The 22,792-nt window shown below is 63.0% G+C and carries 20 protein-coding genes; 10 read left to right on the top strand and 10 right to left on the bottom strand.

Annotated elements, in window-relative coordinates; translation table 11 throughout:
* From YH64_RS30115 to YH64_RS08780, 3 genes are all read left to right on the top strand, one after another.
* Positions 1-4,252 (top strand): VCBS domain-containing protein (locus tag YH64_RS30115; protein WP_185975350.1); only part of this gene is annotated, 4,252 nt, incomplete at its 5' end.
* A 105-nt stretch (positions 4,253-4,357) separates the two neighbouring features.
* Positions 4,358-5,041, top strand: a complete 684-nt coding sequence (locus YH64_RS08775) for a transglutaminase-like cysteine peptidase (protein ID WP_046803731.1) — start codon at positions 4,358-4,360, stop codon at positions 5,039-5,041.
* A gap of 17 nt (positions 5,042-5,058) precedes the next feature.
* Positions 5,059-7,011: a LapD/MoxY N-terminal periplasmic domain-containing protein gene (locus YH64_RS08780; protein ID WP_046803555.1), complete on the top strand. Its 1,953-nt coding sequence runs from the start codon at positions 5,059-5,061 to the stop codon at positions 7,009-7,011.
* A 100-nt stretch (positions 7,012-7,111) separates the two neighbouring features.
* Here the strand turns inward: YH64_RS08780 and YH64_RS08785 are convergent, their stop codons facing one another.
* Genes YH64_RS08785 through YH64_RS08795 form a run of 3 tightly spaced genes read right to left on the bottom strand, consistent with a single transcriptional unit; the run spans position 7,112 to position 10,346 of the window.
* A complete protein-coding gene (locus YH64_RS08785; RefSeq protein ID WP_046803556.1) occupies positions 7,112-7,939 on the bottom strand; it encodes a M48 family metallopeptidase in 828 nt (275 codons plus the stop codon).
* A 37-nt stretch (positions 7,940-7,976) separates the two neighbouring features.
* Positions 7,977-9,044, bottom strand: coding sequence for a chorismate synthase (gene aroC / locus YH64_RS08790; RefSeq protein WP_046803557.1), 1,068 nt, complete (start codon positions 9,042-9,044; stop codon positions 7,977-7,979).
* A 36-nt stretch (positions 9,045-9,080) separates the two neighbouring features.
* Positions 9,081-10,346: a bifunctional diguanylate cyclase/phosphodiesterase gene (locus YH64_RS08795; RefSeq protein ID WP_255444233.1), complete on the bottom strand. Its 1,266-nt coding sequence runs from the start codon at positions 10,344-10,346 to the stop codon at positions 9,081-9,083.
* On the opposite strand from YH64_RS08795, the gene YH64_RS30490 reads away from it, so the two are divergent.
* The 3 genes from YH64_RS30490 (at position 10,236) to YH64_RS08805 (ending at position 14,522) form a co-directional block, all read left to right on the top strand.
* On the top strand, positions 10,236-10,523 hold the full coding sequence (locus YH64_RS30490) for a hypothetical protein (protein ID WP_255444270.1): 288 nt from the start codon (positions 10,236-10,238) through the stop codon (positions 10,521-10,523). The genes YH64_RS08795 and YH64_RS30490 overlap by 111 nt on opposite strands.
* A 463-nt stretch (positions 10,524-10,986) precedes the next feature.
* Positions 10,987-12,954 carry an EAL domain-containing protein gene (locus YH64_RS08800; RefSeq protein WP_046803558.1) on the top strand — a complete coding sequence of 656 codons (1,968 nt, stop codon included), beginning with the start codon at positions 10,987-10,989 and terminating at the stop codon, positions 12,952-12,954.
* 8 nt (positions 12,955-12,962) lie between these two features.
* The gene (locus YH64_RS08805) at positions 12,963-14,522 is read left to right on the top strand and encodes a sensor histidine kinase KdpD (RefSeq protein ID WP_082134378.1); all 1,560 of its coding nucleotides are present in this window, start codon (positions 12,963-12,965) and stop codon (positions 14,520-14,522) included.
* Here the strand turns inward: YH64_RS08805 and YH64_RS08810 are convergent.
* The 3 genes from YH64_RS08810 to YH64_RS08820 all read right to left on the bottom strand — a co-directional run bounded on the left by YH64_RS08810 (position 14,504) and on the right by YH64_RS08820 (position 17,304).
* Positions 14,504-15,223 (bottom strand): response regulator transcription factor, encoded by a 720-nt coding sequence (locus YH64_RS08810; protein ID WP_006218682.1) that lies wholly within the window; start codon positions 15,221-15,223, stop codon positions 14,504-14,506. The two genes, YH64_RS08805 and YH64_RS08810, sit on opposite strands and share 19 nt — an antisense overlap.
* Before the next feature lie 225 nt (positions 15,224-15,448).
* Positions 15,449-16,936 carry a YdiU family protein gene (locus YH64_RS08815; RefSeq protein WP_046803559.1) on the bottom strand — a complete coding sequence of 496 codons (1,488 nt, stop codon included), beginning with the start codon at positions 16,934-16,936 and terminating at the stop codon, positions 15,449-15,451.
* On the bottom strand, positions 16,933-17,304 hold the full coding sequence (locus YH64_RS08820) for a DUF2069 domain-containing protein (RefSeq protein ID WP_046803560.1): 372 nt from the start codon (positions 17,302-17,304) through the stop codon (positions 16,933-16,935). Before YH64_RS08820 ends, YH64_RS08815 begins: the two co-directional genes overlap by 4 nt.
* A gap of 17 nt (positions 17,305-17,321) precedes the next feature.
* Here YH64_RS08820 and YH64_RS08825 point away from each other — a divergent pair, with 17 nt between their 5' ends.
* On the top strand, positions 17,322-18,635 hold the full coding sequence (locus tag YH64_RS08825) for a YihY family inner membrane protein (protein WP_046803561.1): 1,314 nt from the start codon (positions 17,322-17,324) through the stop codon (positions 18,633-18,635).
* A gap of 36 nt (positions 18,636-18,671) precedes the next feature.
* Positions 18,672-19,130 carry a CBS domain-containing protein gene (locus tag YH64_RS08830; RefSeq protein ID WP_006218678.1) on the top strand — a complete coding sequence of 153 codons (459 nt, stop codon included), beginning with the start codon at positions 18,672-18,674 and terminating at the stop codon, positions 19,128-19,130.
* Positions 19,131-19,193: 63 nt separating this feature from the next.
* Here YH64_RS08830 and dusA read toward each other — a convergent pair whose 3' ends face one another.
* Complete coding sequence (dusA, locus tag YH64_RS08835) at positions 19,194-20,210, bottom strand: tRNA dihydrouridine(20/20a) synthase DusA (protein WP_082134379.1); 1,017 nt, start codon at positions 20,208-20,210, stop codon at positions 19,194-19,196.
* Positions 20,211-20,323: 113 nt separating this feature from the next.
* Between dusA and YH64_RS08840 the strand changes: the two genes are divergently transcribed.
* Together YH64_RS08840 and YH64_RS08845 are read left to right on the top strand one after the other, a co-directional pair.
* A complete protein-coding gene (locus tag YH64_RS08840; RefSeq protein WP_046803563.1) occupies positions 20,324-21,319 on the top strand; it encodes a site-specific integrase in 996 nt (331 codons plus the stop codon).
* A gap of 2 nt (positions 21,320-21,321) precedes the next feature.
* A complete protein-coding gene (locus YH64_RS08845) occupies positions 21,322-21,546 on the top strand; it encodes a hypothetical protein (RefSeq protein ID WP_046803564.1) in 225 nt (74 codons plus the stop codon).
* Here the strand turns inward: YH64_RS08845 and YH64_RS08850 are convergent.
* The 3 genes from YH64_RS08850 to YH64_RS08860 are packed head-to-tail and all read right to left on the bottom strand — an operon-like array spanning position 21,543 to position 22,791.
* Entirely contained in the window at positions 21,543-22,031 is a 489-nt protein-coding gene (locus YH64_RS08850; protein ID WP_052945943.1) for a hypothetical protein, read from the bottom strand. The genes YH64_RS08845 and YH64_RS08850 overlap by 4 nt on opposite strands.
* Positions 22,028-22,453, bottom strand: a complete 426-nt coding sequence (locus YH64_RS08855; RefSeq protein ID WP_046803565.1) for a hypothetical protein — start codon at positions 22,451-22,453, stop codon at positions 22,028-22,030. Before YH64_RS08855 ends, YH64_RS08850 begins: the two co-directional genes overlap by 4 nt.
* Entirely contained in the window at positions 22,450-22,791 is a 342-nt protein-coding gene (locus YH64_RS08860) for a hypothetical protein (RefSeq protein WP_046803566.1), read from the bottom strand. Before YH64_RS08860 ends, YH64_RS08855 begins: the two co-directional genes overlap by 4 nt.
* Position 22,792: the final 1 nt, after the last annotated feature.

Below are 22,792 nucleotides of genomic sequence, written 5' to 3' on the forward strand. Positions count from 1 at the left end.
CGGCAAGGGCACCTACGGCTCCTTCTCCGTTGATGGCAACGGCAACTGGACCTACAACCTGAACAACTCCAGCGCCAAGGTGCAAGCCCTGGCTGCCGGCCAGCAAGTGACGGACACCATCACCGTGACCGTTAACGACGGCCATGGTGGTACGGCGCAGCAGCAAGTGACCGTTACGATCACGGGCTCCAACGACGCCCCGACGATCTCGGGCACGGCCGTCGGCACCGTCAAGGAAGATACTGCGCCCAGCAGCATCTCTGGCCAGTTGTCCAAGTCCGACGTTGACGCGACCGACACCCACACCTGGTCGGTCAACAACGCCGGCAAGGGTACGTACGGCACGTTCTCGGTTGATGCGACCGGCAAGTGGACCTACAACCTGGACAACGCCAGCGCCAAGGTGCAAGCCCTGGCTGCCGGCCAACAAGTGACCGACACCATCACCGTGACCGTTGACGACGGCCATGGCGGTACGGCGCAACAGCAAGTGGTCGTGACGATCACTGGCACCAACGACGCCCCGACTATCGGTGGCGTGGCCAACGGCGCCGTCAAGGAAGACGGCACGCAAGTGGTCACCGGCCAGCTGACCAAAGCCGACGTTGACGCTACCGACACGCACACCTGGTCGGTCGGCAACAACGGCAAGGGTACGTACGGCACGCTGACGGTGGACAACACCGGCAAGTGGACGTACACGCTGGACAACGCCAACGCCAAGGTGCAAGCCCTGGCCGAGGGCCAGCAAGTGACCGACACCGTTACCGTGACCATCGACGACGGCCATGGCGGCACCGCGCAGCAGACCATCACGATCACCGTTACCGGCACGAACGACGCCCCGACCATGGGCGGCGTCATCACGGGCGGCGTGACCGAAGATGGCACGCAAGTGGTTAGCGGCCAGTTGACCAAGGCTGACATCGACACGACGGACACCCACACCTGGACGCTGAACAACGCCGGCAAGGGCACGTACGGCGCCTTTGTGGTGGATGCGAACGGCAAGTGGACCTACACGCTGGACAACGCCAGCGCCAAGGTGCAAGCCTTGGCCGACGGGCAGAAGGTGACCGACACCATCACCGTGACCGTCAACGATGGCCATGGCGGTACCGCCACGCAGTTGATCACCGTGACGGTGACGGGCACGAACGACGCCCCGACCATCGCGGGCAACGCCACGGGCGCCGTGAAGGAAGACGGCACGCTGACCGCCAATGGCCAACTGACCAAGTCGGACATCGACCTCACCGACACGCACACCTGGTCCGTCAGCAACAACGGCGCGGGCACGTATGGCACGTTCGTGGTCGATTCCAGCGGCAAGTGGACCTACACGCTGAATAACACCAGCGCGAACGTCCAAGGCCTGAAGGAAGGCCAGCAGGTGACCGACACCATCACCGTGACCGTCAACGACGGCCACGGCGGTACGGCGCAATTGCCGGTCACGGTCACCATTACCGGCACGAACGACGCCCCGGTCATCACCGGCCAGACCTCTGGCACGGTGACCGAGGACTACAGCCTGTCCACCACCGGCAAGCTGACTGTGGTGGACGCGGACGTCGGCCAAAGCGGCGTCATGGCGCAGACCAACGTGGTCGGCAAGTACGGCACATTCTCGATCGATGCCAACGGCAACTGGACCTACACGCTGAACAACAGCCTGGCTGTGGTGCAGAACCTGCCGGCAGGCGCCCTGCTGTCCGAGACGTTCAATGTGACGACGGGCGACGGCACGACGGTGCAACCGATCTCGGTGTCGATCGTCGGCACGAACGACGCACCGGTCGCCGCGGACAACTCGGCCAATGTGGAGATCGGCGACAGCCACGTCTTCACCCTGTCTGAGTTCAACTTCAGCGACGGCGCCGAAGGCAATGCGCTGCAAAGCGTGATCATCTCGCGCTTGCCGACCGACGGCACGCTGACGTTGAACGGCAACCCCGTGGGCCTGAACACCGCTGTTTCGGCAGCGGACATTGCCGCCGGCAAGCTGATCTTCACGCCTTCGGCCAACGGCCTGGATACCTCGATCGGCTTCCAGGTGCGTGACAACGGCGGTACGGACCACGGTGGCCAGAACACGTCGGGCACGTACAACTTTGTGTTGAACACCAACAATATGGTGACGGGCGAAAACGTCGGCAGCGGCACGGGCACGACGCCGGTGCTGAACGGCGGTTCGGGCGACGACATCATCCTGGGCGACAAGGGCGGTACGGTCGTGACCGTGGAGCCGGGCAAGAACTACAACATTGCCCTGGTCGTGGATACGTCGGGCAGCATGGCGTACAAGCTGGACGGATCGACCAGCGGTTCGGGTCAGTCGCGCATTGCGCTGGTCAAGGCTGCGTTGTTGAACCTTGCCAGCCAGCTGGTGGGCCACGACGGCATCGTCAACGTCACGCTGATCGGGTTCGAGAAGTCGGCCGACACACCGGTTACGTTGCAGAACCTGACGTCTTCGAACGTGCAGACGCTGCTGAACGCCATCAACAATCTGTCGGCCAGTGGCGGCACCAACTACGAAGCCGCATTCAACAGCGCGGTGACGTGGTTCAACGGCCAGACCGCGGCGGGCAAGACGGCAGCGGCCGGTTACGAGAACGTCACATTCTTCCTGACCGACGGTGATCCGACGTACTACATCAAGAGCAATGGTTCGACCGGTGGCGACGGCAGCACCACGGACCAGACCACCGTGCAGGAATCCGTCAACGCCTTCGCGCCGCTGTCCAATCTCAGCACCGTGCACGGCATCGGCATCGGCAACGGCGTGAACGAAGACTTCCTGCGCCTGTTCGACAACACGGGCAGTTCGGGTGGCTCGGTGCAGACGTACGCCAGCTTCGGTAGCGGTTCGTCCACAACGACTCTGGCAGATTTTGAGTCGGGCAGCGGATGGAGCAATGCCAACGGCTGGACTATTTCGGGCACCGGCAATGGAAGCTCCGCCGGCCGCGTGGATAACTCCGGCTGGCGCAATGACTACTGGAAAATGGTGGACACGAATGGCGGCAGCAGCACCAACGCCATCACGCCGACGTTCACCTATTCCGGTTACGCGAAGATGAGCTTCAACGTCACCACCGAAAACTTCAGCAACGGCGACGTGTTCACTTGGGCATTGCAGGTGCAGAAGTCTGACGGCAGCTGGATGACGATTGACAAGGGCTCCGTCACCAGCGCCTTGTCGAACTGGGCAACGATCACCACCAACACGTATGGCGGCGGCACGTACCGCTTCGTGTTCGATGTGGCCGACAACACCGCTGGCAGCAGCAACGCCAGCGTGTGGATCGACGACATCAGCCGCACGAACTTCTCGGCGAGCAACGTCATTGCCGCCCCCGGCGGCGACGTGGATATCGTGATGAAGGCCGAGGACCTGGCTGCCGCCCTGCAAGGCGGCAGCTCCAGCACCGATCCGGCCGTGGTGGGTAATGACGTCATCAACGGCGGTGCCGGCAACGACATCATCTTTGGCGACACGATCAATACCGATCATCTTGCCTGGGGCAATGTGGCCGCCGGTTCGCACGATGGCCAGGGCCTGAAGGCGCTGCAAGACTTCCTGGCTTACCAGAATGGTCATGCGGCAACCAGCGCCGAGGTCTATGACTACCTGAAGGCCAACCACGCGCAGTTCAACATTGCGGATGATCCGCGCGGCGGCAACGATACGGTGCACGGCGGCACGGGCGATGACATCATCTACGGCCAGGGCGGCGACGACTCCCTGTACGGCGATGACGGCAACGACATCCTGTACGGCGGCGCCGGCAACGACCTGCTGCATGGCGGCGCGGGCAACGACACGCTGGACGGCGGCGCTGGCAATGACACCCTGATCGGTGGCAAGGGCAACGACACGTTGTACGGCGGCCTGGGCAGCGACACGTTCAAGTGGGAGTTGAACGACCAGGGCTCGGTTGGCGCCCCGGCCGTCGACACCATCAAGGACTTCTCGGCGGACACCCTGGCCAATGGCGGCGACGTCCTGGACCTGAAGGACCTGCTGATCGGTGAGAAGGACGGCACGCTGACCCAGTTCCTGAACATCCATAAGGAAGGCAACAACACGGTCATCGACATCAACACCAAGGGCCAGATCGCCCAAGGCGTCGACCAGAAGATCGTGCTGGAAAACGTGGACCTGACGGGCAACGGCACCATGAGCAACCAGGCCATCATCAATGACCTGCTGCAGAAGGGTAAGCTGAACGTCGACCACAGCTAAGCCGTAGTCGCGTAAGCACCGGGGGGACGACGGGCAACCGCCATCCCCCCGATATTTTTTTCAGGCGAGCCTTATACGCGCTGGAAAAATGTGAAAATCCGTTTCATGTCCTCGACTCACCGTTTCCGCAGCCTGCGGGGCCTATGCCGGTTGGTGTTGCTGTGCCTGGCTTGCGTCTGGGGCGGAAGTTTCGCCCTGGAGGTCAGCTCGGACCGGCTGCAAAGCCTGGCCGCCAGCCGCTACGGCCCGAAAGGCGCGAAGGCGGTGGGCAACTGGCTACAGCTGTTGCGCAACCCGCCCCCGCGCGAAGAGCGGGACAAGCTGACGACCGCGAACGATTTCTGGAATCAGTCCCTGCTGTCCGGCGAAGACATCACCCTTTGGAAGCAGGCAGACTACTGGGCCACGCCGCTGGAATCCCTGGGCAGGGGCGCCGGCGATTGCGAAGACTACGTCATCGGCAAGTACTTCACGCTGCTTGCGATGGGCGTGCCCGCCAACAAGCTGCGTTTCATTTACGTCCGCGCGCGCGTGGGCGGACCGGCCAGCAGCAGCCAGGTCGCCCACATGGTGCTGGGCTATTACGACACCCCCAATGCGGTCCCGCTGGTGCTGGACAGCTTGATTTCAACCATCCTGCCGGCTACGCAGCGACGCGATCTGACGCCGGTGTTCAGCTTTAACGCCGACGGCGTCTACGTGGACGGCAAGCCCGCCGCGCCGGTTGACCGCCTGAGCCGCTGGCGTGATCTACTTCAACGCATGGAACGGGAAGGCATCCGCCCCTGATGTCCGGAAATAAGACTATGTCCATACTTCGACAGTTACTGCTCAGCGTTACCTTGGCAATCGGCGTCATTTTGCTGGGCACGCTGGCGCTTAGCGTGAATTCGGCGCGGGAATACCTGTCCGGCCAGTTGCAGGTGCAGAGCACCGACGCCGCCGTGTCGCTGGCGCTGTCCTTGTCGCAGCCCGCGAACAACGACCCGGTGTTGCAGGAATTGCTGGTGTCGGCGCTGTATGACGGCGGACATTTCTCGTTGGTGCGGCTGGCGGATCCGGATGGCAAGGTGCTGATCGAACGTCGCTCCACCGCCACGCCGAAGTCGGTGCCGGCATGGTTTCAAAAGCTGGCGCCGCTGGACACGCAACCAGCCAGCCACGCGGTCAGCGACGGCTGGCGTCAAGTGGGTGAAGTGACCCTGATCGCCAACGATTCTTACGCTTGGGAAGCGCTGTGGCGCAGCAGCTTGAAGATGATCGCGCTGGTGATCGGCGCGGGCGTGCTGTGGGCGGTGTTTGCGTTCGTGCTGGTGGGCTGGATCAAGAACCGCCTGCTGCGCGAAATCAGCGACCACGTGCGCAGCATCGGGCGCGACACGCCGCCCGAACAGGTAGAGGCACGCGTACCCGAGTTGTCGGGCGTGGTGCAGGCCTTGAACCAGACGCGCGAACGCGTCTACGCCAGCGTTGAAGAACAGAACGCCAAGATCGAATCGCTGGAACTGGAACTGAACCAGGACCCCGTCACGCGCCTGCCGAACCGCAAGTATTTCGTGAACGAATTCCGCCGCGCGCTGGAAGCGCCTGGCGTGACGGGCGGCCATGTGCTGGTGTTCCGTCAGCGCGATCTGGCCGACCTGAACCGCCACATGCCGCGCGAATTCATCGACCAGTGGCTGCGCGCCGCTTGCGAACGCATCCAGGGTGCCTTGAAGGCGCTGAACGTGTCGGCCCCGTTGCTGGCGCGCTTGAATGGTTCGGACTTTGCATTGCTGCTGCCCGGTTGCGCCGCGCCCCAGGCGATGATGGTTGCCGAACGGCTGCGCACCGATCTGCATGCCACCCGCATTCCCGTTGGCGAAGGGCATTTGTGCCGCTGGGCTCTGGCCATGACGGACTATGGCCAAGGCAGCCAGGCTGGCCCCGTGCTGGCAAGGCTGGACTTTGGATTGATGCGAGCCGAAAGCGCCAATAGCGATCAAGTGGTGATTGCGGGTGCGACCGACATGCAGTCCCCGTCGGAATCGGGTGAACGGGCGTGGAAGGACGCGATTCTGACCGCGCTGGAAGACCACCATTTCGAGCTGGCGACCGAGCATCTGTTGGCTGCCGACGGCACCGCGCTGCGCACCGAAGCGATGCTGATGCTACGCACGGCGCCCGACCAGGTCGCCATTCCCGCCACGCTGTTCATACCGCCGGCGGTGCGCCTGGACCTGGTGGCCGACTGCGATCTGGAATCGGTGCGCCTTGGCCTGGACTGGCTGGCGGACAACCCGGGTGAACTGGCGGTGCGCGTGGCGCTGCCGTCGCTACGGGGCCAGAAGTTCTTCCGTCAATTGGCGCTGTTGCTGACCGAACGCCGTCCGCTGGCGCACCGCCTGTATCTTGAAATCGACGCGCACGGCTTGGTGGAATGCCACGAACAGATCGCCACGCTGGCGCGCGTGACCTCGGAGTTTGGCGCGCATATCGGCGTGCGCCGCCTGGCGCAGCAGTTTGGCGCCGTGGCGCAGCTGCACAGCCTGCCCCTGTCCTATGTAAAACTGGGCGGCGGTTTTGTGGGCGGGATGTCGCAAAGCCCGGGCAGCCAGCAGTTGACCGCGTCGGTGCTGGAGACGGCACGTTCGCTGAACATCGACGTCTACGCCGAGGACGTGCCCGACGCCGAAACGCAGCGCATCCTGGCCGGCCTGGGCATTGCCGTGATGCGCGGACCGGGCGTCAAACCCGCGGCCGGCGCGGCATCGGCATAGGCGCGGGCATAGACGTAGCCGGCACCTGCATCAACAAATACGCCGCCTGGATCTCCAGGCGGCGTATTTTTTTATTCCCCGCGATCGCAGGACGATGCGGCTATTTCTTTGCTTGCTGATACAGCGGCAGGACTTGCTGCGCGGCAGCTTGCAAGTCGGTGATGCGGGACTCTGCCGACGGGTGCGTCGACAGGATTTCCGGTGGTGCGTTGCCGCTGCTGGCCGCGCCCATCTTCTGCCACAACGTCACGGCGGCGCGCGGATCGAAACCGGCGCGGGCAGCGAGTTCGACGCCCATGCGGTCGGCCTCGGTTTCGTGGGTGCGGCTGTTGGGCAGCGAGAACATCACGTCGGTCAGTTGGCCGCCCAGGTCAGACGCGGCGCTGGAGCCCGTGGCGATGGACAGCACCGACAAACCCAGGTTCGTGGCCATTTGCTGCGAGACGCGCTCGCGCGCATGTTCGCGCAGCGCGTGGGCGATCTCGTGGCCCAGCACCGCCGCAAGCTCGTCATCGGTGGGCTTGATCTTGGTCAGCAAGCCGGTATAGACGGCGATCTTGCCGCCGGGCATGCACCACGCGTTGATTTCATCGCTGGAAATCACGTGTTCTTCCCATTTCCAGCCCACCGCGTCTGGCCGGAATACGCCAGCCTGCGCGATCAGCCGCTGCGAAATGGCGCGCACGCGCGACAGCTGCTGCGCGTCGCGGTCCAACAGGCCCTTGGCCTGCGCCTGCTTGAGGATGTCGGCGTATTGCTGACTGGCTTCCTGCTCCAGCGCCTGGGACGGCACCAGGCTGGACATGTATTGCGTACGGTTCACGCCGATGGCACCGGATTGCGTGGTGTTCATGCCCGTGCAACCGCCCAGCAGTGCCAAGGCAAGCACGGCGCCGGCGCCGCGCAACAGATGACGATTACGTTTCAAGTCGGCCTCCTGAAGTCGATGGCAAGAGTGTCGGGGATCAGAGCGGATCGCCGCACTGGCCGCGATGGCGCAGCGCGTGGTCAATCAGTACCAACGCCAGCATGGCTTCGGCGATGGGCGTGGCGCGGATGCCAACGCAAGGATCGTGACGGCCCAGCGTCTGCACCATGACGGGCTCGTTCGCACGATTGACCGAGCGGCGTTCAACACGAATGCTGGACGTGGGCTTGATGGCCAGCGACACCGTGATCGGCTGGCCCGTTGAAATACCGCCCAGCACGCCGCCCGCATGGTTGGTCAGGAAACCATCGGGCGTGATCTCGTCGCCGTGCTCGGAACCGCGCTGGGCGATGCAGTCAAAACCCGCGCCGATGGAAACGCCCTTCACGGCGTTCAGGCCCATCATCACGTGCGCGATGTCGGCATCCAGACGGTCGTAGATGGGTTCGCCCCAGCCAGCGGGCAGGTTTTCCGCGACGACTTCAATGCGGGCGCCGACGGAATCGCCATCGCGGCGCAACTGGTCCATATAGGCTTCAAGTTCCGGCACGATCTGCGCGTTGGGTGCGTAGAACGGATTGTTGGGCACCTCGTCCCAGGACTCGAACGGGATGGCGACGGGGCCCAGCTGGCTCATGTAGCCGCGCACCTTCACGCCATATTGTTCGGCCAGCCATTTCTTGGCGATGGCGCCGGCCGCCACCGTGGGCGCCGTCAGGCGGGCCGACGAACGGCCGCCGCCGCGCGGATCGCGCACGCCGAATTTGCGCCAGTAGGCGTAATCGGCATGGCCCGGCCGGAACGTATCGGCAATGTTTGAGTAGTCCTTGCTGCGGGCGTCCGTGTTGCGGATCAGCAGACCGATGGGGGTCCCGGTGGTGACGCCTTCGTAGACGCCCGACAGGATTTCGACCTGGTCGGCTTCCTGGCGCTGCGTGACGTGACGCGACGTGCCAGGGCGGCGGCGATCCAGTTCAAGCTGGATATCGGCGACGTCCAGGCTTAGCCCCGGGGGACAGCCATCCACGACGCAACCGATGGCCGGCCCGTGGGATTCGCCGAAATTCGTGACGGTAAAAAGGGTACCTAGGGTATTGCCGGGCATAGGGAGTCAACAGGTCGGATTTGCAAGCAACCCCGATTATGACACCGCCGAAGCCAAAGCCTGGATTTCCGAGGCGGGAGCCGGCCGGCCCAACAGGAAGCCCTGCATCACCCGACAACCCAGCGACTTCAGAATTTCACGCTGCCCTTCGGTTTCAACGCCTTCGGCCACAACAGGCAGACGCATCGCCTGGCACAAACCGAAAAGAGCGGATACCACTTCGCGGCTGCCGGCATCGGACTCCAGCGCGGAAATGAAGCTGCGGTCGATCTTGACCCAGTCGATGGGCAGATGACGCAGGTGGTTCAGGCTGGAATAGCCGCAGCCAAAATCGTCCAGCGCAATGCCGATGCCCTGCGCGCGCAACGTGTTCAACATCTTCACGTGGCGCTCGTAGTGCAGGATGAAAATCGACTCGGTAATTTCCAATACCAGTTTGCGAGGCGACAGCTGCGTGGCCTTCAGCACGTCGGCAATCAGCTGCACCAGGCCGTCTTCATTCATTTGCTTGACGGACAGATTCACATGCACGCGCCACGCCGGGGGCCACAGGGCGGCCTGCGAGCATGCACGCTCCAGGATCCAGGCGCCCAACGGCACGATCAGGCCGCTGCGCTCGGCCAGCTCGATGGTAACGGCGGGCGACACGCTGCCGAGCGTGGGGTGATGCCAGCGCAGCAAGGCCTCGCAGCCCTGCACGACGCCGGAGCCGCTATCGCAAACGGGCTGGTAGAACAATTCGAACTGCTCCATGGCCGGCGTGGTCAGGGCCAGGCGCAGATCATTTTCCAGGCCCTGCTCATCGCGATGCCGCGCCAGCAGACGGAAGTCAAAGAGATTCCATCCCGGTCCACCGCGCTCTTTGAGCGGCACCATGGCCACCTGCACGCAGCGTTGCAGTTCTTCGACCGTGCGGCCATGCTCGGGATAGAGCGCCGCCCCCACCCTGAATACCGCAATCAGGGTGCGCCCGCCAAGCGCGTAGGGTTCGCTAAGGTCTTCCAGCAGCTTGGCCGACACCTGGGCGGCGCCCACTTCGTCCACTTCGGGCACGCAAATAGTGAATGAATCCGTGCCGCTTCGGGCCACCATGCCACCCAGCGTCCGGGTGATGAGGCTTAGGCGATCGGCAACCAGCACCAGCAATGCCTGGTCTTCGCCGGCGCGCAGCATGGCGCTGATCTCGGCGTATTGTTCAAAGCTGACCAGAAAAAAAGCGCCTCGGCGCGCGGCCCCCTCTTTTTGCGTCAGCCAGGCACGGGCGCGACGGTGCAATTCCTGCTGACTCAAAACGCCGGTCAACTCATCGCGCATCAAGCGACGACGCAGGGCGCGCTCCCTGCGCACAAAAAACAGACTGATCGCCGCCAAAGCGCCTGCGAGCGTCAGACACAGTGCGAGCAGGTAACTCTCACGCACGGAGCCCCCTATCTGGAAACCCTTGGCGTTGCGGTCCAGAAGGAAACCCAAGGGCTGTAACATTTTTTAAATTATGCATTATTTTCGCAAAAAAACGCCACACTTCGAAGGCAACGCGCCTCTTTTCCTTGTATTTCGAAGGTTCTTAGGATGCTCGAGGGGGGTCATGTCGGTCCTTGGATAGCGTTAGCCGGCCGGTCCGCAGACCCATGCCCTACCCTTACTACGACAGGTAAAGCCCAAAAATTAATACGTGGTGTCTCAATAGTTCTCAATGGGACGATTATCACGATCGAAATAATTGCACAGCTTGTCTGACGTGGCGCCTAATTTCGTAATATTCTGTACGTTCTGTGACATGCCGAATTACAGTGTAAGCGGCGCTGCTGAGGTATTAGTAACGTGTGTCACGTTTCTTATCCAGCTTTTTTCGCGTTGGGCACGTTCTTTGCCCGGCGCCCCCTTTACCCGGGCGACCCAGTAATCTTGGCTTGCTTGCTGCCCGCGAAGGGAATTGACCGACATGTCGACATTACGCCGATTACTTTTCTGCACTGCCCTGCTGGTCGGCTTCATTCTGCTTGGCGCACAGGCGCTGGGGATGGTCGCTGCCCATCGCTATCTGAATACGCAACTTGCCCAACAGAGCGAAGGCGGCGCAAGCGCCTTGTCGTGGGCGTTGGCGCACGCCTCGTCCCGCCCCGATGAACGGGCGGCGTTGGCGGATGACCTGTTTGGACAGGGCCTGTATTCCATGGTGCGTATCGCCGATGAAGGCGGCGCCACGGTGCTGGAACGGCACAAGGCCGCAACGGCCGGTCGCGACAGCGACTGGCGTACGGCCTGGCTGAACGTGCAGGCCCCCGCCGTGTCGCGCCCCTACGTGTCGATGGATGGCGGCGCGCGCGGCACCGTCACCGTGCAGGCGGATGGGCGCTTGGCTCGCGACACGCTCTGGCAAGGCGGGGTACGCGTTCTGGGACTGGTGCTGGCGGCCGGCGTGTTCTGGTCGCTGTTTGCCTTCAACCTGGTGCGCTGGATCGAGACGCGCACCTCGCGCGACATCTGTGATCGCGTGCGTGCGTTGGCGCCGGGCAGCAGCGCGCCGCCCGCCGGGTCTTGCGAGCTGGCCGGGGTGGATCAGGCGTTCGTCGACGCGCAGCGTCGGGTGGCCGCGACCGTCGAGGAGCAGAACGCAAAGATCGAGTCGCTGCAAAGCGAGATTTACCGCGACCCCATCACCCGCCTGTCCAACCGCAAGCACTTCATCGACCTTTTCCGCGCGGCGCTGGCGGACAAGTCCACCGATGCGGGCGGCCACATCCTGATGTTCCGCCAGCGAGACCTGGCCCAGATCAACCGCCATCTGTCGCGGGCGTTCACTGATCAATGGTTGCGGTCTTCCTCCGACCGCTTGCGCAAACTGGTGGCGGAATTTGGCGGGCCGTCGGCGCAGTTGGCCCGGATCAGCGGGTCGGATTTTGCGTTGTTGCTGCCGTGCACCTCGGCGCCGCAGGCAAGCGTCCTGGCCGAACGCGTACGCCATGAACTGCGCGCGCTGCGCGTGCCCATGGACAAATATGGATGGTGCCGGTGGGCGCTGGCGATGGCCGCTTTCGCGCCCGGCGACAACATGAGCGATACGTTGGCCAGGCTGGATCACGCGCTGATGTGCGCGGAAAGCGCCGACGACGACCAGATCACCCCCGCCAGCCAGGCCACCGACAGCACGCGCATCGGCGAGTACAGCTGGCACGACGCCCTGGTCACCGCACTGGAGCAACACCGCTTTTCGTTGTCGGTGCTGCCGCTCTACGCCGTGACGGGCGAATTACTGCATCACGAGGCCAGCCTGACGCTGCATGACACCACAGACGGCGACCCGGTCCCCGCCTCGATCTTCATGCCACCGGCGGTGCGGCTTGGCCTGTCGGCGGAATGTGATATCCAGGCGATCCGGCTGGGGCTGGACTGGCTGTTCACCCGTTCTGCCGCGCTGACGGTGCCGGTATCCCTGGCCTCTTTGACCCAGACTTCTTTCCTGTCGCGGCTTGAACGCATGTTGGCGGATCGCCCCGCGTTGACCGGACGGCTGATCATCGAAGTGGACGCCGATGGCTTGATCGAACAAGCCGGCGACCTGCGCCAGCTGTGCCGCATCGTGACCGCGGCGGGCGCCCGCGTCGGCCTGTCCAGGCTGTCGCAGCAATTCGGCGCGATGGAACGGCTGCACGAATTTCCGGTTTCCTATTTGAAATTGTGCGGCAGCTTCATTACGGGTTTGCGCCATAGCCCGGGCAGCCAGCACCTGGCCGCCACGGTCATGGCCACGGCGGCAACGCTGGACATGGCCGTATACGCCGAAGACGTTCCCGATTCCGCCACCCAGCTCATTCTGGAAGACCTGGGCGTCCGCGCGATACGTGGGGCTGTCGTAAACTTCGCCCATACGCGCGAGCTGGCGCCGGATCACCAATGGGTTACTAGTTGAAGGAAGGATTGTTTCTTCGCATCCACGGCCTTTTCGGCGCACGAGGCGAACGCCGCGCCGCGACAGGATCGCAAGCCCTGTTGTCGCCACTGGGGCTATTGCTGGTGTGTGCATTCTTCTTGCCGGCGGTCGCGCGGGCCTACGGTGTCTCTCCCCCAATTGCAGGACTACAGCTTGGCCTGACGGCGGGCGTCGCCATTGCGTGCGGCCTGACGTGCGCGCTGGTGTGGGCGTGCGCCCGCGCGTCGATTTACGGCGTCGGCCTGGCCTTCGTGACACTGGAAGGCGTGTTTCGCACCTTGCCCACATTGCTGCCGCCGGGCGCCCTGCAAGCCGGCTCTTATGCCGCGTTGCTGGCCGTAACGGCGCCGCTGGTGACAGGTGCCGGCGTGGCCCGGTCCGCAACCATCGCGACCGCATGCCGTGCCTTGAGCATGGCGCTGGCCGGCGTGGCCGCATTGGCGCTGATATTCGTCTACGAAACCGAAGATGGGCTGATTCCAACCCTGATCGCGGGGCTGGGAGCCGGCATCAGCGCGGGCCTGGCCGTCTGGTTCGCCGTCCAGACCGCAACGCAAAAAATCGGCCGCCAGCTGGCGCTGACCTTGGCGTGTATTCATGCCACGACTGCGTGGATGCTGGGCGGCGAGGCCTGGCTATCGAACGGCGCAGACACGTCCGGTTCGCTGATTGAAGTGGCGCGGCTGTTGTTGGTGACCGGCGCCCTGCTCGGCTTGGCGCTGATCGGCCAACGTCATGGAAGCGCCGGCGACCGCCGGGCGGTTCAGGACCACGCGGATGCCGAACATGTTGCCCAGGGCGAACTGCGCGTGGCGGAACTGGCCGGCGCGCTGGACACGCAACGCCAGATGAACGCGTTGATTTCGCACGAGCTGCGCGCGCCGTTGGCCACCATCAGCGCGGCCGCGCAATCGCTGGACATGATCCTGTCCGACGGCGGTGAGGCGGTCGACACGCGCCTGGCTCGTATTCATCGGTCCGTTTCGCGGATGACGGAATTGATGGACCAGCTGCTGAACCAGGACCGCCTGGGCGATCAGGCCTGGACGCCCAGGGGCGAGCACACGGATCTGGCGGAGTTGGCACGCGATGTGGTGACGGCGATGCGGCCGGACACCGCGCACGCGCTGCTGCTGGACGCCGACGACCGCTTGCCGGTGTTCTGCGACCGCCCGCTGACCAGCGTGGTCGTGCGCAACCTGATTCACAATGCGATCAAGTATTCACCGGCCAACGAGCCGGTTCGGATTGAAGTGGGTCAGATACGTGAAGGGGATGCGCCGATGGCGTGGCTGGCGGTGGTGGATCGCGGGCCGGGCATCGAAGAACAGGACCAGCCGCGCGTGTTCGAACCGCATTTTCGGCGTTCCGCGCATCGGGAAACGCAAGGCATGGGCATCGGGCTATATCTGGCCCGGCGCATTTGTCAGAACCAGGGCGGCTCGTTGACCCTGCACAGCAAGGTGGGCGTGGGGACGCGCTTTGTAATCACCCTGCCCGTCAATGCCCCCGGAGAGCCGGGCGCGGATCAGGCGGCGAAAACGTAACCCTGACCGCGCACCGACAACACCGGCAACTTCAGGCCCGCGCTTTGCGCCTTGGCGCGCAGGCGGCTGACCAATACGTCAATACGGCGCAATTCGAAACCGCCCGGGCTTTCAGGCAAAAACAGTTCTGCCAGCACCTGCCGGCTGACGGCATTACCTGCCGCGTCCATCAGCGCCATCAAAAACGTCCGTTCTTGGGCGCTAAGGTGCAGCGAGGCGCCGTCCGGGGCCACCAGGATCCAGCCCCCGTCTTGCAGGGACCAGGTGCTGTCGGCCGAGGCGCGGGTTTCAGCATCGGCGGGGCGCGGGGCCTTGGCCAGCCGCATCCGGCGCGCCAGGCTGCGAATCACGGAACTGAGTTCCAGCAGGTCGACGGGCTTGGTCATGTAGACGTCGGCGCCGCCTTCCAGCCCGCGCACGCGGTCTTCAAGCGCGCTGCGGCCGGTCAGCATGACAATGCCCACGGGGCTCAAGGCTCGTAAACGCGTCGCGACCGAAAAGCCGTCTTCGCCAGGAAGATGCGCGTCCAGGATGACAATGTCGCACGGCTGTTCCTGCAATCGGCGATAGAACGCCGCAGCATTGTCACAAGCAAACGCTACCCGAAAACCATAGCCGCCCAAGCCTAACGCCAATTCCTCGCGGAAGTCAGCGTCATCCTCGAGCAGACCGATACATAGCAAACCATCTGCGCCAGGCATATTCAGAGTGCTTTATATTGAAAATTGTCGACAAATGCCCCATGGATGCGGTATGCGATCCTGAGTGTCCCGCAGGCGACAATCTTACGAGATTTACAATGGAAACGAATGATTGCAGAGAAAAAAAGCGTGATATTTCGCTCTCTATCATCGCTTTTTCGCGTAAATCGCAGGAAAGCGCCCCCGCCACCGCCCACCTTTGCGCAATTCGGGATAATCCGCGCGTCAAGACGAGCAGCTGACTTCCAAACTTCCGGCCCAATCCGGGGGCAACCCGGCGTAACGTTCGTACCCGGCCTGCGCCGTGTACGGGTCGCGCAGCAGCCGCATCAAAGTGTCGATTTCGCTGGCGTCGCCCGTCTTGGCAGCCCGGATCGCCTCTTCAGCCAGATGATTTCGCAAAACATATAGCGGGTTCACGCGGTTCATGCCGTCGGCCACTTCTTGCGCGGGGCGGCCCTCTTGTGCGTGGCGCGCCAACAGACGATCCAGCCATGCGCCGGCAGCGGGACGGTCGATGAACAGGTCTTCGAACCCGCTGCGCTGCCCCAGCACCGCATCCGCCAATCGGCGCCACGACAAAGTGAAGTCCGCTTGATTCGCGTCCATCAGTTTAAGCAGGTCGTCCAGCAGCGGCTCATCGGCCGGCTGCCAAGCAGCCAGCCCCAGTTTGGCGCCCATGCGGTCGTGGAAAGCGCGCGTGAAAACCGCCTCGAATTCGTCCAGCACCGCCCGTAGCGGCTCGACGTCTTGCACCAGCGCGTGCAGGCTTCCGCCCAGGCGATACAGGTTCCACAGGGCCACCGACGGCTGACGATTCCACGAATAACGCCCTTCCGAGTCGGAATGGTTGCAGACGTGCCCCAGCCGGAAACCGTCCATGAACCCATAGGGGCCGTAATCCAGGGTCAAACCCAGAATGGACATGTTGTCGGTGTTCATCACGCCATGGCAAAAGCCCACGGCCTGCCAATCCGCCATCAGCCGCGCGGTGCGGTGCGTGACGGCACGCAGCAGATTCAGATACGGGGCAATCTGGGCCTGGGCCGGATCGGCCGGCGCTTCGCGGCATTCAGGGTAAAAGCGGTCGATCACATAATCGGCCAGCGTCCTGAGCAGTTCGGGCTGGCGGCGTGACGACCAATGTTCAAACGAGCCGAATCGCACGAAGCTGGGGGACATCCGAGTCACGATCGCGGCCGTCTCGACGGTTTCCCGCATGACCGGGTCGTCAGATGTCACCAACGCCAGGGCCCGCGTGGTGGGGATGCCCAAGCCGTGCATGGCTTCGCTGGCCAGGTATTCGCGTACCGAGGATCGCAGCACGGCGCGGCCGTCGCCCATGCGCGAGTACGGCGTCATCCCGGCGCCTTTCAACTGCAATTCCCAGCCGCCATCCGGCCCTTGGACTTCGCCCAGCAAATGGGCACGGCCATCGCCCAGTTGGCCGGCCCACACGCCAAACTGATGGCCGCTGTAGACCGCCGCCAAGGTGTCGCCGCCCGGCAAGGGTGCGCGGCCGGAGAACACTTCGAGGAATTCCGGCGTATCCAACGCGGCCGGGTCCAGGCCGATCAACGCCGCAGCGTCCGCATTGGCGTGCAACAGGCGCGGATTATTCAGGCCTTGCGGCGCCAGCCGGGTGTAGAAAGCAGCGGGCAACGCGGCAAAGCTGTTGACCGCTTGAAGTTCGGAAAGAGATCTGGCATTCATGCGCGTTGGCTCCTGGCGGCGCGCTTGGCGGGCCGCACATAGAAAATGGCGCTAAGGAAAAAGATAGCCGAAAGAACGATTTCGCCCCAGGCCATCAGGACGGAAAGCGGCGCCGGATCCGACATCGCCCGCACCACGCCTTCCATCAGATATAGCAGCGACAACATGGACGCCCACTGATAGGTATAGAGGTTGCCGCGCAAAATGCCGCGCAACGGAAAGGCCAGCGGCAACGCCTTCAGCAGCATCCAGGACCCGCCCGGCCGCAGCGGCGCCACCACCGTTTCCCAGGTAATGCACAAGACGATCAAAGCGAACAATGACGCCGAGGCCAGCAGGCGTAGACGGGGGTTGAGTTCGGGATTCATGCTGCTATTATCGCCTGATGAATCGCCCCGCCGAGCCCGGCGCCGCTACGCCGGTGGCCCCCGAACCCTCGACCGCGCGCTCTTCATGGGTAGCAAGGGCCGGACGCGTCTTCCGGTTCACGTTGCAACGCGCCGGCGAAGAAAAGCTGCTGCAGGTTGCCTCCAGCCTCACCTTCACGACGGTGCTGGCCATCGTGCCCATGCTGGCAGTGGTGCTTTCCCTGTTCACCGCCTTTCCGGTGTTCCAGGAGTTCCGTGTCGCCCTGGAAGACTTCCTGACCAACAGCTTGATGCCCCCGTCCGTCTCGGACAACATCATGGAATACCTGAACCAGTTCGCACGCCAGGCGTCCCGCCTGACGGCGATCGGCGGCGCATTCCTGCTGGTGACTTCCCTGCTGTTGATCATGACGATCGACCAGGCTTTTAACGACATCTGGCATGTGTCCCGCCAGCGGCCCTTGCCGCAGCGGGCGCTGGTGTATTGGGCCATCATCACGCTGGGCCCCGTCCTGGCAGGCGCCAGCCTGTGGGCGACCTCGTTCGTGGCGCGCGAATCGCTGGGGCTGGTCCGGGACGTGCCGGAAGTCGTCAGCGTCATCGTTTCTTTTATCCCGCTTGTCCTGACCGGGCTGGGCTTTGCGGCGCTATTTGTCGTCGTGCCGAACCGCGACGTGCTGTGGCGCGACGCGTTGGTGGGCGGCGGCGTGACGGCGGTTGCGCTGGAAATCATGAAGTCGGGTTTTGCCTACTACCTGACGCGGTTCCCCACCTACACGGTCATTTACGGCGCGTTCGCGACGCTGCCCATCTTCCTGTTGTGGATTTACCTGTCGTGGCTGGCCGTCTTGCTGGGCGCCACCCTGGCCTCAAGCGCCCCGCTGATCCGGCTGGGCCGCTGGGAAATCAACCGCTACCCGGGCGCGCAATTCGTCGACGCCCTGGATGCGCTACGCGCGTTGCGCCGTGTGCAATCCGCCAACCCGCCCGGTCTGCCCGCCAATGTGCTGGCGTCCCAGTTGCGGCTGCATCAGGACGAACTGAACGAGGTGCTGGAAACGCTAAGCGCAATGGGCCTGGCCACCCGCAGCCCCGACGACCACTGGGTGCTGACCTGCGATGCCCGCGAAACGTCGATGGCGCCGGTGGTCGATAATTTCCTGCTGGACCGCAGCCAGCCCAGGGTCCGTAACGACCCGGAAATTCTGCGAGTCGCTTCGGCCGTTATTTCACAGCAAAATACACCCACGCTGGAAGAACTGTGCGGAGAAGCGCAGAATACCGAAAATGGAATCGCTCCCTTACTGCAATTGGAAGCGAACAAGAAATAGCAAAGCATCAGGGCGCAGTCCGCCCGGGAGGAACCGATGTTGAAGGTCAGTGAGATTTTGCGCGTCAAGGGCGATACGCTCTATACGGCGTCGCCCGACATGCCTGTGTCCCAGGCTGTGCAAACCATGAGCGAGCAGGATATTGGCTCGCTTGTCATCATGGAATTCGGCACCCTGACCGGCATGCTCACGTTCCGCGAGATCATCCGCCACATGCACGCGCACGGCGGGGCCGGCGAAACCACGATTCGGTCGATCATGGACGACGCGCCGGTCAGCGTTTCGCCCAATACCAGCGCCGATGAAGTCCAGCGCCTGATGCTGGAAAAGCATGCGCGGTACATCCCGGTCATGGACGGCCCGACCCTGATGGGCGTGATTTCGTTCTACGACATGGCGCAGGCGATCGTCGCGGCGCAGCAGTTCGAAAACAACATGCTGAAGGCCTATATCCGCGACTGGCCGGCTGAAACTGCCGAACCGGCAAAGTCCTGATTGTCCTGATTAGTACGATCAGGCCGGGGTTCAGGCAGCGCTAGCCGCCACCCCGACGCCACGCTACACCCCTGCCGGCGCCGCTTCCAATGCGGCGCCGCGCACGTCAGGCGCCTGCCGCTGGCTGCGCCATGCGTCGTAGATCAGTTCCGGGTTGTTAGCCGAAAGCAGGGCCGGGTCGGACAACATCCGGCGCCAGCGACGCGCGCCCGACTGGCCGTTCACCAAGCCCAGCATCGGCCGGGTCATCACCCGCAATGGCACGCCCTGGGCCACCTGGCGGGCGGCGTATTCCGTCATGGCGTCGACGACTTGCGCGTCACTGGGCAAGCGTACCGACGGCCACAAGCGCAGCGACACCTCGGACAGCACGCGCGGCGTGTGCCAGGCCGCGCGGCCCAGCATCACGCCATCGAATTCGCCAGCCGCCTGCACCGACTGGTCCGCATCCGCCAAGCCACCATTCAACACGAAGGTGCAGTCGGGAAAATCCTGCTTCAGCTGCTTGACGACGTCGTAGCGCAGAGGCGGGATTTCGCGGTTGTCCTTGGGCGTCAGGCCCTTCAACACGGCATTGCGGGCGTGTGCGATGAAAACGCGACAGCCGGTGTCGTAAATCTTGCCGACGAAATCCCGGACAAAGTCGTAGGAATTTTCGTAATCCAGACCCAGGCGGTGTTTAACGGTGACAGGAATGTCGACCGCGTCCTGCATGGCTTTGATGCAATCGGCGACCAGGTCGGGTTCCGCCATCAGGCAAGCCCCAAAAGCGCCTTTCTGCACGCGCTCCGATGGACAGCCGCAATTGAGATTGATCTCGTCGTACCCCCATTGACGGCCCAGCTTGGCCGATTGGGCCAGTGCATCGGGCTCGCTGCCGCCCAGCTGCAACGCAACGGGGTGCTCGGCTTCGTCAAAGTCCAGGTGGCGCGGGATGTTGCCGTGCTGCAGCGCGCCCGTGGTGATCATTTCCGTATACAAGCGCGCGCGGGGGGCCAGCAGCCGGTGGAAGAAACGGCAATGGCGGTCGGTCACGTCAATCATCGGGGCGACGCACAGCCGCCAGTCATTAGAAATCAAGCACTTACCTTAAAATTCAAGGACATACGTGGGTTTGTCGTTCCCATTGCTTCCCGCCCAATACCTGCTTTACACTCCGTTTCCTGCTATCAGTGCTACGAGATCGCTACGGAATGGCTTCGATAATTCAGATAGGCGGCAAGTGGCGCGCCCAGGTACGGAAGAAGGGACACCCCACCCAAACCAAGACCTTCACCACGAAGGCACTGGCCAATAGATGGGCCACGGCCATAGAGGCTGAGATAGAACGGGGTGACTTTAAGGATACCAAACCTCTGGGCGTCACGACCGTGGGCGACCTCCTGGACCGCTACGAACGTGAAGTTCACCGGATGGGCGACGCTAAGAAGGAATCCTTCAAGGTGCTACGGGCTGAGCTTGGGGCTGTCACCCTGTCCGGGCTGACTGGTGCAAGAATAATCGAATACACCAAGAAGCGCGGGGTCGCGCCTCCCACGTGGTCCATGGAGCTTTCCTACCTGAACACAGTGCTACGTGTAGCACGTAGCCTCTGGGACTTCTCGTTCCTTGGCGACCCGATAAGGGACGCCCGCGAAGCGTTCAAGATGCTGGGGGTCGTGACGACCCCACGGGAACGAACCAGGCGACCCACCGCCGAGGAACTCAAGACGCTGAAGGACCACTTCAACACGTCCGAGCGCTATAAGCTCCCCATGGCGGACATTGTCGACTTCGCCATAGCTACCGCCATGCGGGCGGGTGAGATCTTCTCGATAACCTGGGAAGACGTGGACACCAAGAAGAAGACGGTGATCATCCGCGACCGCAAAGACCCCAAGCGCAAGGCCGGCAACCATCAGGTTGTCCCGCTGCTTCCTGCTGCCTGGGAGATCATCCAGCGTCAGCGGAAGCCCCACAAAGGCCGAATTTTCCCCTACAAAGCAGCAACCATCTCTTCGACGTTTCCCCGCGCCTGCGCACACCTGGGAATCAAGGATCTGCGGTTCCACGATCTGCGCCATGAAGGCACTAGCCGTTTGTTCGAAATGGGCTATGGTATCCAAGAGGTCGCGATCTTTACCGGGCACCGTAGCTGGAATCAATTGCGCCGCTACACGCAGATCCGGCCCGAATCTCTGCACAGATAGCAATGTCCTACTTCAAGCCCATGCCCCCAAAGCTCGGCGGCTGCTGGACCTGTACCCACTGGCATGGTGAAACCACCGACCAGGGACGCAGGCCCTACTGCCGCCGAGACCCGCAGTACAAGATCGCCGCGACATACCCGGACGAAGGATGCGGCTCATGGGTGCGTGAGATCGGGTCGGACGACGAGATCAAGCTGTCGAAGGATCGCGGGCCGCAAGAGACTTAACGCTTAGCCTTGGCCACCGCACTCGCCCAAGCGTGGCCTGCCCTCAATCCGTCGATGGTTCGGTCAGCGTCTGCTGCCAGAGCTGCATATTCGTCCGTGCACGTTTTGAGAACATCCCAGGCTCTGGTAGCGGCTTGCTCAGAGACTCCGGCGCGGGCGGCAGCTTGGGCGGCTCTGGCACGCTGGGCGGCGATGGTGACGCGCAAGCCGTCAGCGCTAGCAGCAAGAAGATCGCGATCAGCGATAGATAGACGAGTTGCTTCATTGGCTTCCTCTAGGCGAGCCGCATAATCGGTCGCCAACTCCTGTTCCTGGCGCCGGTACTGCGCCTCGATCTGGCGGGCATTGGCTGCCGCCTCCAGTTGCGTGCGCGTGACACCTTCTGCTTCACGATGCGACCCGTACCAAGCCACACCAAGGCCCAGGGCCAGTAGCGCCCCGGCACCGATCAGATAGGGAAGCGCGGCACGCAGCAGCGGGTTCATGGCGTATTCAACCAGTCTGGGACTCGGGCCGGAGGCGTGGGCGCAGTAGGCGTCAGTGCTTCCTCCACTTTTTTTACTGCGGTGCTTGCCGACTTCGCTGCTGACCTTGCATGAGTAGCGGCATTCTTCGCCGTGCTTGTGGCGGTCTTGGCTTGCTGAGACGCTTTTTCCAGCATCCCAGTGTTCTCTTTCACCTGTTCCGCTGCCTCATCAAGCTTGCTGACTGCCGATGGAATCTTCTGCTCTACGAGCGTTATGAGCCTGTCGATCTTGGCGGTTGACTGCACCTTTTCGTACACCAGCCCCGCGCCGAAACCGAACGCGATCAAGCACAAGAACAACGTCCAGAACTTGGTCATGCTCGCGATGTACGAAAGACGCTGGCGATTTCCAGCGCACCACCCCCTAATACCAAAGTTCATTTGCTACGCTCCTTGAGTGCTGCCACCTCTGTTCGCAGGGAAGCAACCTCGCTGATAAGGTCAGCATTTCGTTGATTTGAGATTTCCAACTGGTACTTAACCAGTTCGAATTGGGCTTTCATCTCCATCAACTGATCCGCCCGGTCACGCTCTTTGTGGGCAATATCCTTCCAGTGGTCACGCTCCTGTTGAAGCAGTGAAATTGTGTCTCGTGTTGAGGTACTGCTGCCCAGCGCAGCTTCCAGATTGCTCTTGAGAATTGGGACGACCCAGCGACCCAAAATGGCGAGACCCCCAGCCCCCAACACGCCATAGGCATACGTCTGCCAGCTTTCCATC

This window comes from Achromobacter sp. LC458, from assembly GCF_001005835.2.
GTDB classification, from domain to species: Bacteria; Pseudomonadota; Gammaproteobacteria; order Burkholderiales; family Burkholderiaceae_B; genus Achromobacter; species Achromobacter spanius_B.

Bases quoted from the DNA above. Each gene is read 5' to 3' on its own strand.
- YH64_RS08775 (WP_046803731.1), top strand. From the start codon at position 4,358: ATGTCCTCGACTCACCGTTTCCGCAGCCTGCGGGGCCTATGCCGGTTG.
- YH64_RS08780 (WP_046803555.1), top strand. From the start codon at position 5,059: ATGTCCATACTTCGACAGTTACTGCTCAGCGTTACCTTGGCAATCGGC.
- aroC (WP_046803557.1), bottom strand. From the start codon at position 9,044: ATGCCCGGCAATACCCTAGGTACCCTTTTTACCGTCACGAATTTCGGC.
- YH64_RS08800 (WP_046803558.1), top strand. From the start codon at position 10,987: ATGTCGACATTACGCCGATTACTTTTCTGCACTGCCCTGCTGGTCGGC.
- YH64_RS08810 (WP_006218682.1), bottom strand. From the start codon at position 15,223: ATGCCTGGCGCAGATGGTTTGCTATGTATCGGTCTGCTCGAGGATGAC.
- YH64_RS08815 (WP_046803559.1), bottom strand. From the start codon at position 16,936: ATGAATGCCAGATCTCTTTCCGAACTTCAAGCGGTCAACAGCTTTGCC.
- YH64_RS08820 (WP_046803560.1), bottom strand. From the start codon at position 17,304: ATGAATCCCGAACTCAACCCCCGTCTACGCCTGCTGGCCTCGGCGTCA.
- YH64_RS08825 (WP_046803561.1), top strand. From the start codon at position 17,322: ATGAATCGCCCCGCCGAGCCCGGCGCCGCTACGCCGGTGGCCCCCGAA.
- YH64_RS08830 (WP_006218678.1), top strand. From the start codon at position 18,672: ATGTTGAAGGTCAGTGAGATTTTGCGCGTCAAGGGCGATACGCTCTAT.
- YH64_RS08840 (WP_046803563.1), top strand. From the start codon at position 20,324: ATGGCTTCGATAATTCAGATAGGCGGCAAGTGGCGCGCCCAGGTACGG.
- YH64_RS08845 (WP_046803564.1), top strand. From the start codon at position 21,322: ATGTCCTACTTCAAGCCCATGCCCCCAAAGCTCGGCGGCTGCTGGACC.
- YH64_RS08850 (WP_052945943.1), bottom strand. From the start codon at position 22,031: ATGAACCCGCTGCTGCGTGCCGCGCTTCCCTATCTGATCGGTGCCGGG.
- YH64_RS08855 (WP_046803565.1), bottom strand. From the start codon at position 22,453: ATGAACTTTGGTATTAGGGGGTGGTGCGCTGGAAATCGCCAGCGTCTT.
- YH64_RS08860 (WP_046803566.1), bottom strand. From the start codon at position 22,791: ATGGAAAGCTGGCAGACGTATGCCTATGGCGTGTTGGGGGCTGGGGGT.